The 14,126-nt window shown below is 38.1% G+C and carries 16 protein-coding genes and 1 pseudogene; 11 read left to right on the forward strand and 6 right to left on the reverse strand.

What is annotated here, in order from left to right:
- Positions 1-69 precede the first annotated feature (69 nt).
- Positions 70-228, forward strand: coding sequence for a hypothetical protein (locus M3610_RS13315; protein ID WP_251459666.1), 159 nt, complete (start codon positions 70-72; stop codon positions 226-228).
- 61 nt (positions 229-289) lie between these two features.
- On the opposite strand, the gene M3610_RS13320 is transcribed toward M3610_RS13315, so the two are convergent.
- A complete protein-coding gene (locus tag M3610_RS13320) occupies positions 290-799 on the reverse strand; it encodes a hypothetical protein (RefSeq protein WP_098571627.1) in 510 nt (169 codons plus the stop codon).
- Positions 800-913: 114 nt separating this feature from the next.
- Positions 914-1,660, reverse strand: coding sequence for a YqjF family protein (locus M3610_RS13325; protein ID WP_251459668.1), 747 nt, complete (start codon positions 1,658-1,660; stop codon positions 914-916).
- Between the two features lie 161 nt (positions 1,661-1,821).
- Between M3610_RS13325 and M3610_RS13330 the strand changes: the two genes are divergently transcribed.
- The 6 genes from M3610_RS13330 (at position 1,822) to M3610_RS13355 (ending at position 7,649) form a co-directional block, all read left to right on the forward strand.
- Positions 1,822-3,234, forward strand: coding sequence for an FMN-binding glutamate synthase family protein (locus M3610_RS13330; RefSeq protein WP_098571629.1), 1,413 nt, complete (start codon positions 1,822-1,824; stop codon positions 3,232-3,234).
- 2 nt (positions 3,235-3,236) lie between these two features.
- Positions 3,237-4,652 carry an FMN-binding glutamate synthase family protein gene (locus M3610_RS13335; RefSeq protein ID WP_251459670.1) on the forward strand — a complete coding sequence of 472 codons (1,416 nt, stop codon included), beginning with the start codon at positions 3,237-3,239 and terminating at the stop codon, positions 4,650-4,652.
- Between the two features lie 128 nt (positions 4,653-4,780).
- A complete protein-coding gene (locus M3610_RS13340; protein ID WP_098571631.1) occupies positions 4,781-5,302 on the forward strand; it encodes a PadR family transcriptional regulator in 522 nt (173 codons plus the stop codon).
- A 197-nt stretch (positions 5,303-5,499) separates the two neighbouring features.
- Positions 5,500-6,621 (forward strand): ABC transporter permease, encoded by a 1,122-nt coding sequence (locus M3610_RS13345; RefSeq protein WP_251459672.1) that lies wholly within the window; start codon positions 5,500-5,502, stop codon positions 6,619-6,621.
- Positions 6,621-7,325 (forward strand): ABC transporter ATP-binding protein, encoded by a 705-nt coding sequence (locus M3610_RS13350; RefSeq protein ID WP_251459674.1) that lies wholly within the window; start codon positions 6,621-6,623, stop codon positions 7,323-7,325. Before M3610_RS13345 ends, M3610_RS13350 begins: the two co-directional genes overlap by 1 nt.
- A gap of 12 nt (positions 7,326-7,337) precedes the next feature.
- Positions 7,338-7,649, forward strand: a complete 312-nt coding sequence (locus tag M3610_RS13355; protein ID WP_251459676.1) for a heme oxygenase — start codon at positions 7,338-7,340, stop codon at positions 7,647-7,649.
- 110 nt (positions 7,650-7,759) lie between these two features.
- Here M3610_RS13355 and M3610_RS13360 read toward each other — a convergent pair whose 3' ends face one another.
- The gene (locus tag M3610_RS13360; RefSeq protein ID WP_251459678.1) at positions 7,760-7,999 is read right to left on the reverse strand and encodes a TetR-like C-terminal domain-containing protein; all 240 of its coding nucleotides are present in this window, start codon (positions 7,997-7,999) and stop codon (positions 7,760-7,762) included.
- Here M3610_RS13360 and M3610_RS13365 point away from each other — a divergent pair.
- The 3 genes from M3610_RS13365 to M3610_RS13375 all read left to right on the forward strand — a co-directional run bounded on the left by M3610_RS13365 (position 7,974) and on the right by M3610_RS13375 (position 9,896).
- Entirely contained in the window at positions 7,974-8,420 is a 447-nt protein-coding gene (locus tag M3610_RS13365) for a hypothetical protein (protein WP_251459680.1), read from the forward strand. The genes M3610_RS13360 and M3610_RS13365 overlap by 26 nt on opposite strands.
- Positions 8,421-8,546: 126 nt before the next feature.
- Entirely contained in the window at positions 8,547-9,164 is a 618-nt protein-coding gene (locus M3610_RS13370) for an NAD(P)-dependent oxidoreductase (protein ID WP_251459682.1), read from the forward strand.
- 252 nt (positions 9,165-9,416) lie between these two features.
- A complete protein-coding gene (locus tag M3610_RS13375; RefSeq protein ID WP_098571637.1) occupies positions 9,417-9,896 on the forward strand; it encodes a PAS domain-containing protein in 480 nt (159 codons plus the stop codon).
- Positions 9,897-10,134: 238 nt separating this feature from the next.
- On the opposite strand, the gene M3610_RS13380 is transcribed toward M3610_RS13375, so the two are convergent.
- Complete coding sequence (locus tag M3610_RS13380; RefSeq protein WP_251459684.1) at positions 10,135-10,551, reverse strand: Lrp/AsnC family transcriptional regulator; 417 nt, start codon at positions 10,549-10,551, stop codon at positions 10,135-10,137.
- Positions 10,552-10,707: 156 nt separating this feature from the next.
- Here M3610_RS13380 and M3610_RS13385 point away from each other — a divergent pair, with 156 nt between their 5' ends.
- On the forward strand, positions 10,708-11,463 hold the full coding sequence (locus M3610_RS13385) for an MBL fold metallo-hydrolase (RefSeq protein ID WP_251459685.1): 756 nt from the start codon (positions 10,708-10,710) through the stop codon (positions 11,461-11,463).
- 760 nt (positions 11,464-12,223) lie between these two features.
- Here the strand turns inward: M3610_RS13385 and M3610_RS13390 are convergent.
- Both M3610_RS13390 and M3610_RS13395 read right to left on the reverse strand, forming a co-directional pair.
- Positions 12,224-12,877, reverse strand: coding sequence for a GntR family transcriptional regulator (locus M3610_RS13390; RefSeq protein ID WP_098576953.1), 654 nt, complete (start codon positions 12,875-12,877; stop codon positions 12,224-12,226).
- A gap of 207 nt (positions 12,878-13,084) precedes the next feature.
- Positions 13,085-14,118, reverse strand: a pseudogene (locus M3610_RS13395) (isocitrate/isopropylmalate dehydrogenase family protein); the annotation flags it as partial.
- Positions 14,119-14,126 lie beyond the last annotated feature (8 nt).

Consider the following 14,126-nt stretch of genomic DNA (forward strand, 5'->3'; position numbering starts at 1 on the left):
ATATCTTTAGCCAGGTTTTAGACAACTGTCTGTTGGACAGAAATTATTTATTAAATAGGAGGAATTACTATGTGGATCATCACTCATTACTTAGACTCGAATATTTCCATGTTTGAATATGAAACGGAAGAGGCAGCAAGAGAGGCTCTCAAATATATGAAGGGTAGTAAAATTCTATCTGAAGTAATTTACTACAATGATCCTTGTTTCCAGCAGGGAGTAGCTTAACATATGTAAAAATGGACAAGCCGTTAGTTGTCAATTGACCTGCTAACGACTTGTCCTTTTTTTATCTATTGTCTAGACCGCTATGCCTTCTTCCAGAAAAAATGCCCGCCTTCTTAATTGATTGTTCTACCATATACTGAAAGCCATAAATAATGATCGCTAAGAAAACACAAATAAAATACCAGGCAGTATGTTTCATCTTAATGAATTTGATAATTCCAAACTTTCCCCCTATGTAAGGTAAAGGAAAAGCATTAATGACATCCAATACCATATTTGTAAGTAAGTACTTGGGGAAATTTCCGAATGTTAATTTAAAAATCCACAATGTAGCTACAAAATAAGGACCCAATATATAGGTGAAATCGATCGGACCAGGAGAGATAGGATTTTTCGTGACCCACCATTTTTTTCTATAACAAATTAGACTAAATGCACTTATAACTAAATTGACAAAACTTGCCACAGGTAAAAATCTAAAAAAACTTCTTTTCCCCATAAACGGAACGGTGAGCCACGGAAGTATTAATGTGGCTAAAGAGAATGCAACTTTTGTTTTATGCTTAACCATTGGGTTCCCCCTCAAATTGATACTTTTCAGTAATAATTACCACAAATATATAATTTATCCCAATTGGCCAAAATATACATAATTAAATATTTTTTCCTTTTGCGTTTTGTTTTACTAGATTCGTTTTTTCTTAATATTCCACACTAACGAATCAACCCCTGTGGAGAAATGAGCGATCGGATGAACTTGAGAAAGTTCAAACTGAAATGGAGAAAAAAGGCTATTCTCAACTATCTCTATTTCTGCTTTTTGCAAAGGCCAAGGCAGATGGTGTATTTCACCACAATAAACGTTGACTCCATTATTCGAACTATAGAGACAATACCGCTCAGTGAGCCAATGGTCCAGCGTTCCTTCCATTGGAGAATAAATCTCCGATACCGGTTCATACTTCCCCTTAAATGAAATAGGAGTATCAACGTTACCATTCCGACTGGTATGAAAATGAAAGGATTGTCCTTCTTTTCGAAGAGAAATTCGTGCGGAATAATAAGGTAAATGATACCACCTTTTTGCAATCTTTAATGAAGCCCAGTTCTCAACATCAATAGATAAAAAATAAATACCAGGTTTTCCATCGCATGTAACATAGGTCCTTACATTAACTTCTGGAAATTTGGGCGTAAGAGAAATAGAAGATAATCCACGAGGAAAGATCCCCTCCAATACAAATACAATCACACCTATCCATGCGGAGCCATTAAAAGTATCAATTTGTAGAGAAGAAGGAATATGCGGCCGTAGTAAATGAAGTGGAATTGGCCAATGTAAAAACAATAGATTTCTCCAAGTTTGTCGCATAATCCAGTTTTTTGATGGTAATGGCCAAGCTCGGTGACCAATATCATTCATTATATTCATCCAATAATCCCCCTGTTTTTATATGTATATAGTTTGGAGTAATTTGATAATTTCATACGATTTTAAAAATACTATCTTGATTTATAATATTTTCCTTTTTTTGACTATACTAAGAATAATTGGTTTTATTATTAACTTTTGTGGAATATGGAGCAATAACTATGGAGATTATCCTTTATTACTTAACTTTTGGAATGGTAGCGATTATTTTTATCACCTTTATATTCATGCTTTTTGGATGGCGTTGGTTCATGAAGCTGATGGTGAAGCATATGGGAAAAATTATTTTATCTGACAGTTATCAAGAAAATGTGATGGAGTTGATGCCGGGACTCAGACATATGGGCATTCAAAATATGCTTGAAAATAGTCTGCGGGCAGAAACAGGCGATATCCTCCATCGCCCGATGGGGTCCTCAAAAAAGTGGCCGCATTTAGATCCAATTACATTTATCCCTGCCCAAACATCACCATTTCCAATTGACGGTGAAGATGATGTAGATGTGCAAGTAACCATTGGGCCACAGGCTAAAAAGCCAATGAAAATAAAAATCCCGTTAATGATCAGCGGAATGGCCTATGGAATCGCACTTAGTGAAGAGGTGAGACTCTCCTTAGCTAATGCTGCGAATAATGTTGGAACCGCCATTAATTCCGGTGAAGGGGCCGTCCTGCCTGAGGAAATAAATATAGGCGGAAAATATGTTTTACAGTTCTCCAAAACAAATTGGGCAAAGGAAGAAGATCTACTTAAGCGGGCCGATATGATTGAGATTAAGCTGGGACAAGGGGCACTATTGGGGACAGGCGGGAAAATATCTCCGAAAAATTTAACGGGTCGTGCCCGTGAACTGATGGGGTTAAAGGAAAATGAAGATGCCGTCATTTATGATAATTTTGTTGAAGACCAAACGCTGGATGATTTGAAAGAACTTGCTGATGAGCTTCGGAGCATTACAGGTGGTGTTCCCATTGGGGCAAAAATTGGGGCCGGCGGAAAAATTGAAGAAGATATTGATCATTTAATCTACATTGGTGTTGACTATATTGCGGTTGATGGAGGACAAGCAGCAACACTCGGCGCCGCTCCTATTTTATCTGATGACGTCGGAATTCCAACACTTCATGCAATTGTCAGGGCTGCTAATCATTTAGAAAAGCGAGGCATGAAGGGAAAAATTAGTTTAATTGCCTCTGGCGGGCTGCTAGTACCCGGCCATTTTTTAAAAGTGCTCGCCCTCGGAGCCGATGCAGTCTATGTAGGATCAGCTATGTTGTTTACCGTCTCGCACCCTCAATCATTAAAGGCACTTCCGTTTGAACCGCCTACACAAGTGGTTTGGAATCAAGGGAAATTCAAGGATCAATTTAAGATTGAAGAAGGAGTAAAGTCGGCGGAGAAATTTCTAACTGCAAGTATTGAAGAAATAAAAATGGCATTAAGGGCAATGGGAAAACGCTCATTAAAAGAGTTATCGAGAAGGGATTTGGTTTCTTACGATGAATTGACTGCCAAGATGGCTGGAATTCCATTTTCCTTTGAACCATGGGAAGACAAACAATTGGAGAAATGACTATGCCGAACCTATTATTTTATCTGACTTTTATAATGGTTACTCTTTTATTTGTCGTGTTGATATTCATGCTCATCTGCTGGCGCTGGATCATGAAACTCATGGTGAAAAAGGCCGGAAAAATTATTTTATCTGACAGTTATCAAGAAAATGTGATGGAGTTGATGCCAGGTCTTCGGCATATGGGCGTTCAAAATATGATAGAAAATAGCCTGCGGGCAGAAACAGGGACTGTCCTGGATCGTCCTCTTGGCGGCTCTTCTAAGAAATGGCCAAATTTGGATCCTATTACGTTTATCCCTGCACAGACCTCACCATTTCCGGTTGATGGTGAGGAAGATGTAGATATATCTGTTACCATTGGTCCAAAGGCAAAAAAGCCAATGGATATAAAAATTCCGCTTATGATTAGTGGCATGGGTTACGGGGTTTCACTTACTGAACAGGCAAGGCTGTCTTTAGCAAAGGCAGCTAAAAAGACCGGAACGGCGATCAATTCAGGGCAAGGTGGAATCTTACCCGAAGAATTAGACGCTGCCGGAAAGTATATTTTACAATTTTCTAAAACAGACTGGGCAAAGGAAGAACATTTATTTAACCGGGCAGACATGATAGAAATTAAATTAGGCCAAGGCGCAATAGCGGGAATGGGGAAGAAAATCGCTCCGCAAAATTTAACAGGTCGTGCCCGCAAAGTAATGGGACTTAAGGAAAATGAGGAAGCGGTCATTTATGAAAACTTTTATGAAAATCAAACGTTAATAGACATAAAGCTACTTGTGGAGGAGCTTCGTGTAAGATCAGGCGGTGTTCCGATAGGGGTCAAAATTGGCGCAGGTGGAAAAATCGAAGAAGACATTGATCATTTAATCTTAATGGGAATTGATTTTATAGCCATTGACGGCGGCCAAGCAGCCATGCATGGGGCACCGCCTATATTATTTGATGACTTTGGAATCCCGACCTTACATGCGGTAGTTAGAGCTGTGAATCATCTAGAAAAAAGAAAAATGAAGGGAAAGATTAGTTTAATCGTTTCAGGAGGACTTTTAGTACCCGGTCATTTCTTAAAAGTGCTTGCACTCGGAGCTGACGCTGTATATTTAGGCTCTGCCATGTTGTTTGCTCTTGCTCATGATCAAGTATTGAATGCCCTCCCATTTGAACCCCCTACACAAGCTATATGGTATGATGGCAAATTCAAGGATCAATTTAAAACCGAGGAAGGGGAAAAAACAGCGGAAAAATTCTTAACCGCGAGTGTAGAAGAAATGAAAATGGCATTAAGAGCAATAGGAAAACGATCCTTAAAAGAGTTATCCAAAAAAGACTTAGTATCCTATGATGAATTAACAGCCAGAATGGTTGGAATTCCCTTTTCCTTTAGGCCATGGGAAGACACACAACTTGAGCAATAGACGAGAAATAAGACTAGGCGCAAATCGTTTTGTTTCAAGAGGACAGTTTTGGTAAGCACTCAATTGACTATAAATAAAATATACGAGAAAATATATTCCAAGAGATGACAGCAGAAAGGGGTATCTCAATGGAACAACGCACGCTTATTTTGCTTGGATTGCTCATGAGCCAAAGTCAACATGGATACCAAATCAATGAATTTATAGAGAGAAACTTAAGTGCAGTTACAGATATGAAAAAACCTACTGCTTACGCCACTTTAGATAAACTCAGTCATAACGGATATATTGACATTCAGTTGGAGCAAGAAGGAAACAGACCGACGCGAAAAGTGTACTCTATCAATGATAGTGGCAAAGAATATTTTTACGAATTATTATTGAATAATTTATCTTCAGCCGAAAGTGTGAATTATCATGGAGATATTGGGTTAATGTTTATTGATTTTCTCCCTTTAGAAAAAACAATACCTGCGTTGGAGGAACGATTAAACAATAATAAGAAGTTATTAGAACTCATCAAACAAACCCCATCTCACGGAGAAAGATCGGGAGTCAATCTTGCGGTAGAACACAAAATGGCAATGTTAGAAGCAGAGGTTGCCTTCCTTGAAAAGTCGATAGGAAAGCTTGCCACTCATTTGGAATAATTCTCCCTCTATAAGTAATGCTACATCCAAGGAAACCTTGTTATGGGGTTTCCTTTTCCTATTTATGCATGATCAAATCAACTTATTGGTTCCTTTCAGACTTATTAGTCACAGTTGACTAATCACCGATATAATAATATAATGCTATTAAATTAGTCATATATGACTAATCATATATATCTAAAGGAGGACTTACATTGTTTCTTGCTTTAAAGGAATTAAAACATGGAAAATTTCGTTTTCTTATGATTGGAATCATTACTGTCCTTATCGCTTGGCTAGTCTTTATTCTTTCAGGTCTAGGAAACGGACTATCCACAATTAGTGCTGCCACATTTAAAAATATGAAAGCTGACTACGTTACTTTTGAAGAAGGTTCCAGATCCTCTATGAGCCGTTCACTAATACCTGAATCCCTTGTGGACGAACTAGAAAAGCAAGATCATGTTACATCAGCAGCGCCGATGGGGGCCACAATGGCTACCGTTTTAAAAACAACTCCTTCCAATGAAAGTGAAAAAGTAGATATTACGATACTAGGCATCACTCCTGGGAGTTTTTTAGAACCAACTATAATTGAAGGAAATCCTCTTAATAAGGATAAATCCCTAGGTGTTATCGCTAACGACACCCTAAAGGACAAAGGATTTAAAATTGGGGATACGCTCACCATCGAAGGGTCATTAGAGGAAATGGAAATTATCGGATTCGTAGAAAATGAAACGTATAATCATTTACCTGCTATTTTTACCACACTAGATAAATGGCGCTCGATTCAATTTGCAGCACCTGGTGCTGATAATGGCATTAAGAATCCAGTAAATGGGATTATGCTTCAGGGAGAAAATATTAATCCGCAGAAACTAAATGATAATTTAGATAACACGGAAATCGTCACAAAGGCTGACGCCATCCAAGGAATGCCTGGATACAAAGAGGAAAACGGGACAATTATGATGATGCTCGCTTTCCTTTTAGCCATCTCTGCCTTTGTACTAGCTGTCTTCTTTTATGTACTTACCTTGCAGAAGTCCAATCAATTTGGCATTTTAAAAGCAATTGGCGCAAGTAACGGATTCTTAGGAAAAGCGATCGTGTCACAAGTATTTTTACTTTCACTTACTAGTATCGTTGTTGGAATACTCTTAAGCTATGGAACCGCACTCATTCTCCCAGAGGGAATGCCGTTTACACTAGATATTAAGCTTGTTGTCATTTATGCTATTTTATTGCTCGTGATATCCATATTAAGTTCATTGATTTCCATCCGTAAAATTACAAAAATAGATCCACTTCAAGCGATTGGGAGGATAGAGTAATGTCAGGAATAACGTTTAATCATGTATCTAAGGTTTATCAGCGAGGGGAAAATCAAGTGGTTGCGCTTAGTGATGTTTCCCTTTCCGTCAGCCAAGGAGAATTTATTGCCGTCGTTGGTCCCTCAGGCTCTGGGAAAAGTACCTTTCTCTCTATCGCAGGGGCCTTACTGCAAGCCTCTGAAGGAGAGGTAACCCTAAATGGAAAAGTAATCGGGGATTTAAAAGCGAAAGATTTATCAAAAGTACGCCTAGAAGAAATAGGATTCATCTTACAAACTAGCAATCTTGTGCCCTACTTAAATGTTCTCGACCAATTACTGGTTGTAAAAAAAATGGCGGGTAAAGTGACAAATAAAGATAAGGAAAATGCCAAAGAGTTACTTCAACATCTGGGGTTAGAATCGAAAATCAAGAAATTTCCAGAACATTTATCCGGTGGAGAACGTCAGCGAACGGCTATTGCTCGTGCCTTGATGAATGATCCTTCGATTATCTTGGCAGATGAACCAACAGCAAGTCTTGATACTCAAAGAGCCCATGAGGTCGTGCAGCTTATCTCAAGAGAGGTCAAATCTAGAAATAAGGCCGCCATTATGGTAACTCATGACGAACGAATGTTGGAATACTGTGACAAAGTGTATCGAATGGAAGATGGTAAACTGATGCCGTCCGAATTTCAAAAAAAAGTTGCAAATGATAAATAGGAGGCATAAAAAATGATCATCGTAACAAACAGAATTAAAACAAAATTAGGTTTTGCTGCAAAAATGGCTCCAATGTTCACAAGACCAGGAGCCTTACAAACCATGCCGGGTTTTGTCAAAGTCGAAGTATTAATTACTAAAAATCTTTCAGAATATGATGAGCTGAATGTAAATATGTATTGGAACACGATGGAAGACTTTACCCAATGGAAAAATAGCGATGCCTTCAAAGAAGCCCATAAAAGTCCCTCTAACGCTGTTGAAGATTCGCCTATCTTGGGAAGTGACATCATTACCTCTGAGGTTGCCTCCACTTTAGAATAACTACTTGACCATATTTTTTGTAACTATCTAGTCAAATACCTTGAACTCTAAATAAAATCAGCAGGCTAAACAAGATTATTATAAAGATATCTTGTTTAGCCTCTACGACTTTATCTCTTTTGAATAAAGGAAATAATTTCAATATATAGGCTGGTCATTTCTTGAGGAGTTTTATCTAAACCATTTTGAATCCATTGTTCAATTAATCCTAAAAAAGCAGACGTAATAAAGGACAAAAAGTATTCCATTGGGGCTTTTAACTTTCCATCGAAGTTCTCATTTTTCTCTAAATTAACACGCACCTTTTCTGTAAATGCATCTCTAATGGGCGGCCAAGTATTATTCGGCATTATTATTGCACTATTCTCAGGCTTTACTGTTGCAACACTTGCTTCACTAGCTGGGATTAATATGCCAAGTTATTTACTAGTGGCTTTCTTCGTATCGTTCGCTGCATTCTGTTTCTTCTTATTGGTATCAGCCATTACAGCGTGGATTGGTAAACCAGCCATTACGTTATTCATGGTGGTGATGCTATTAGGTATGGGTGTTCTTATGACACCGCAAGAAATGCTTCCAAGCTTCTTCGTAAACTTTATTCGTCCATGGGTCCCCCTTCGCTTTGCATCTGAAGGGTTACGGGAAATTTTCTACTTCGGCAGCGGCTTTTATACTGGTGGTTCATTCAACACGATTTTAGGAATTGGTATTGCAGGCTTAATTATTTACCTGCTATCTACTTTCAAACCAGTACGTGGGCAGGAAAGCTAAATAAAAAAACAAAGGGTTATTTTGCCTTAGTTGCAAAGTAACCTTTTGGTTAGATAAAGAGTAACGGTCTAAAGAGAATTTCCCCTTGTGGATGTTTTACTGTAAGTAGAAAAAAGGAGGAGCGTTATGAAAATTATTGTATTTGGTGCAACTGGCGGAGTGGGCCAATATGTCGTGAAGCAAGCGTTAGAAAAAGGGGGTGAGGTAACTGCATTTGTACGCACCCCATCAAAGATAGAATTGGCACATGAGCAGTTACATATTGTGCAGGGCGATGCCTTCAATAAAGAAGAAGTCGCTGCAGCGATTGCAGGGCATGATGCCGTCGTGTCATGTTTAGGCTCAAATCAAGCGATGAAAAAATCAACAGAGCTTGAAGAGATGACGAAAAATATTGTAGCTGGAATGCAGGCACATAATATCAAACGAATCGTCTATACAGCTTCTGCAGGAATTAACAAAGAAATTCCAGGGATTAGCGGGAAAATAGTTATGAAAATGTTAAAAAATCCTCTGGCGGATCATCGCAATGCCGTTGATTATATTAAAACACATGGATTGAATTTCACAATCGTTAGACCAATGGGATTAACGAATGATGCCTTAACAGGAAAGTACAGGGAATCAGAAACGGGCGTACCAGCTAAATCAAGAACGATTCCACGCGCTGATGTAGCACATTTTATTGTGAAAGCATTAAGCGATAAACAATACGAAAACTTATCTATCGGTATAGCAAAATAAAGTGTAGCTTCCACTAGTTGTTTGCTAATCAATTCCCTTGTCCGAAGTTCCCACAATTATTGTCAATTAATTGAACAATTGCAGTTGTTGACAGGCACTGTGTAATAAATCACATTTGTCTCCCATTAATAATGCTATCATTATTAATGGGGTTAGATAATAATCACCTAGAAGTAGCCGATCTTGCCCTCGCTAATATTTGTACTATTTTATTCTTCTCATAACAGGAGATTGTATATAGGAGGGTTTTATATGTCTGAAAATAAATTGTCTGAATTAATTAGTCCTGAAGCTGTTATTAATTTTGAAACTGGTGCAATTAAAGCAAGCACTCTGGATTCAATTATCAACCTTTTACCATTTGAAATGGGTTTTTGCGATGCTAACGATATTTTCCGCTGGTATTCAAATAATCCAAACCGTGTCCATGGTCGTCGTAAAGAAGCAATTGGTCGCCCTGTGCTTGAGCTTCACCCAAAAGTGGATCATCACGTTGAAAAATTGTTGAATGATTTTCGCTCAGGAGCACGCGACGAATGGGAATTTTGGTTTCCAAAACGCTCTGGTGAAGAAAAGGGCCAAATTTACCAAAAATTTATGGCGGTACGTGATAAAGATGGAACATACCTTGGCTGTATGGATGTGACCGTTAATATCGACCTTTTCCAAGGAAAAGAAGGGAAAAACACCCCTGAAACTATTGAGGAATTTATAGCTGTTAAGCCTGAGTAAAAAACTTTTTCATTTAAGAAGCTGTTGAAAAACACATTGAATCCCCCATTCAATGTGTTTTTCTTTATGATAGAAGTTTTGGGTGTTACCTATGTAAAACAATAGAACAATTATTCCCCTCCAACTTTTTCCTCAATTTAATACCGTTCATCACACCTGTTTAAGGGGCAGTTTTTTACCTATAGGCCTAAACCACTGTTTAAATACAGAGCGAATTAAAGACTCCTCTATTCGTCTTTTATTTTATTTTTCCAATAGAAATATTAATTCTGTAGTTAGCATATTTGAGTATATCATCCAGTGTCTTATTTAAAGCCACTTGATCTGAAATGCTTGCTTTAATCATATAGCAGCCTTCACCACTTATACGGTGGACTTCTGTTATATCTGAATTTTCCTTTAGGTAATTTTGAAATTCAAGATGACGGTTGGATTTTAAAAAGACCATTATAAATGCCTGAATACTCTTTCCAATCTTTAATTCATTAACTGAAATGGTGTACTGCTCAATAATTCTTTCCTCTTCCATCCTGCGAATTCTATTGCCTACCGCCTGGCCTGTCATATGTATCAACTCTCCAATTTCCTTCCATTGTCTACGAGAGTTTTCTTTTAATAATTTGAGAATTTGAAGGTCGATTTCATCCATACCCATTCCCCCTCAAAAGAGTATTTATTCCCAATTTTATTATAGCTAAATCTTTTTCATGCTGAAATAAAAGTTCAGTTATCCCTTTCACCAAATACTGTTAGTAAGATTGTGGAAGGAATACAATAATTTAGAGAACAAACTTACGAGGAGGAAAAATCTATGCAAATTCAATTAATACGCCATGCAACACATCTTATTTCATATAAAGGTCTAAAATTCCTTTTAGACCCTATGTTTAGCGAGCAAGGAACACTTGCACCTGTTCCTAATGCCCCTAACCAGCATCTAAACAACCCTTTATCTTCACTGCCAGTTGACCTCGAGAGACTAGTAGATATTGATGCTATTATTGTTACACACTCGCACCGTGATCATTTGGATGACCGGGCTATTTCATATTTACCTAAGAATTTACCGTTATTTTGTCAGCCGGCAGATGAGCTATTAATGAAAGAAAAAGGATTTGAACAGACAATAGCAATAAGTAAGGAATTGATTTGGCAGGGGATTGAGCTAATTCGAACAGAAGGAAGACACGGCCATGATCAACTTGCGGATGCAATGGGGCCCGTTTCTGGATTTATTTTAAGGGCAAAGGATGAGCCAACTTTATATATTATTGGAGACAGTGTATGGAATTCGGATATTGAACACTACTTTAAACATTTTTCTCCTCATTCCGCAATTGTTTTTGCGGGAGAAGCCCGTTTCTTGGAAGGACAGCCAATCACAATGGGACTTGCCGATATTGAAAAAATAACAAAAGCATCACCACATACTCGTCTAATCATTTCCCATATGGAATCTTGGAATCATTGCTTATTAAAGCGAGAAGAGGTAAGGGACTATATACGACAGAACCACTTAGAGGATAAAATTTTAGTACCTGAAAATGGGGAAATAATAGGGAATTGATAGTAAAAGATGAGGGAATCAGCATGGTTTAAAAAATAAGCGGAGAAATTCCTCTTAATTATGAAATAGCGCTAAAAGTGGCTAAAATAGACGGAGAAATTCCGCTTATTGACTCAAAAAACGTGAAAATCGGTCATTTTGATTTGCTTAGCCGGAAAGTTTCCGCTTATTTTGCTCAAGAACGAGCTCTATTTTGCATTTAACCGGAAAACCTCCGCTTATTTTAACAATCATTAGTAACTCAATTAAGGATAACACCTCTATTGTTACAAAAGGCTATCCATAACGTTGAAACTTTATCTTAATAACAACCAAAAATTTAAAAAACAAAAAACCTCATTTACTTATGATAAGGTTCCCTGTAATGCATCAGAATGAGGTTAGATAACAAAAAGTATGCTTTAAAAGACACGTCATTTAAATAAGAAGTCCTGTTATTATTCATTGTTGATTTTCGTGTTGGTATGAGAATTCATAGGCGGAGAATTTCCGGCTAATGTATAAAGAGGAATCTTAAGAAGCAGGAATACGCGTAGATATTCCGATTAACTGCTCTAAATAAGATAAAATCCAAAGATTGGTAATATAAACGGAAAAACTTCCTTTATTTTTAAGTAAATATGGATATTTCCCAATTTAAACGGAATTTTACTGTTTATTTTTCACAAATACAGTGAAATCAACATTCAGTTACAACAGAGCCTTTTATAAAAAAGTGTACATGGCCTATTTTTCCATTATTCGCTGACGTGGTTTTCTTTTAAATATGAGGATGTGCTTTTTTATACACTTCGATATCATGTTGCAGATGATTTTTCATTTCTGCTTCGGCCAGATTTGGATTCTGTTGAATAATGGCCCTGACAATGCTTTCATGCTGATCAATAAAACGGATATTTTGAATTAAATCTTTAAAAATGACATTTCTGGCATACATCACTTTTGCGTCTATCGTATTGATTAAATGTAACAAAGGATCATTTACAGCTGCTTTGGCAATAATATGATGGAACCTGGTATTCAACTCAAATACAGCATCCTCATCTTGTTTAGCCCAAGCATCGCGTGTAAGACGAATGGTTTCTAATAAAGCTTCTTTCTGTTCTTCGCTTGCTCTCTCTGCGGCTAAACGTGCAGCTAAAGACTCTAAATTTTGTCTGCAGAGAAACAAGTTCAAAATTTCTTGATAGTTTGGCTGATAAACCCGGATACTCTTTCCTCTTTGCTCTAATAAACCATCTTGTATCAGCATTCGAATCGCTTCCCTTACTGGAGCACGGCTGATTTGGAAGCTCTCTGCCAACCTGGTTTCCACTATCCGCTCACCTGGTTCATATTCCCCTTGCACCAAACGCTTTTTAATAGCAGCATATAGTTGGAGATGAAGCGGATCACTTTTTATTACCTGCATCATCGTATCACACACCTCCCAGCTTATCGTAATTTATCCCCGAATTGAGTTTAATGTATCATAGTCAATGTAGACAGTCAACCGACTTTTAAACGGTCGTTTTAAACATTAAAAATAACGAAAGGGAGTGCCATTCGATACTCCCTGTTCCGAAAACCGGTTAAGAATTTATCATTTCCCTTATCCCAAAAAGTGTTCGGATATTCCCTTCTATTCGTTGATTTTCAAAGCTTGCGGATTTCGTAAACTTCCTGCAACTGCTTGTCCTACATCCTGTGTTGTTGAATTACCGCCCATATCGGGGGTAAGGACTTTGCCTTCTGTCATAACCTGTTCAATCGAGTTAAGAACCTCTTTCCCCCAATCATCATGGCCAAAGAAATCCAGTATTTGGCTTGCAGACCAAATAGATGCCAAAGGATTTGCAATATTTTTTCCGGCAATATCAGGTGCAGATCCGTGAATGGGCTCAAACATCGATGGAAACTCCAAAGTTGGATTAATATTTGCCCCGGCAGCCAGGCCTAGACCTCCGGCAATAGCAGCTCCCAAGTCGGTAATAATATCCCCGAATAAATTGGAAGTAACCACAATTTCAAAACGCCATGGCTGTTTAACAAAAAACATAGCCGCTGCGTCCACTAAGTAAGAATAGGTTTTAACATCCGGATATTCTTCTCCCACTTCTTCAAATACCTGATCCCAAAAAACCATGGAGTAATTCAGCGCATTCCCTTTGCTGATACTGGTAAGTGATTTGCCTTGCTTTCGCGCTTCTTCATAGGCATAACGGATGATTCTCTCCACACCGTTTCTGGAAAAAATACCTGTTTGCAACACCACTTCATGGGGCTTCCCTTTAAAAAGCCAATCACCTGACCTGCATATTCACCTTCGCTGTTTTCCCTGATAACCAGCATGTCGATCTGATCACGGGAAACATCCTTGAGTGGGCAAGGCGCACCATTCAACAGCTTAATTGGACGAAGATTCACATACTGATCGAAGCCTTTGCGAATTTTTAATAAAAGATCCCATAACGAGATATGGTCCGGTACACCAGGATAACCTACGGCTCCCAAGTATATGGCATCAAAGTCTTTTAACTGCTCGAGTCCGTCCTCATCCATCATTTTCCCATACTGGGTATAATACCCACATCCCCATGGAAAATGGGTAAATTCAAACTCAAAGCCTCCATCTAATTCTGCCACTTTGTTCAGGACCTTGATTCCTTCCGTTAAATCTTTTA

It is taken from the genome of Neobacillus sp. MER 74 (assembly GCF_023714155.1).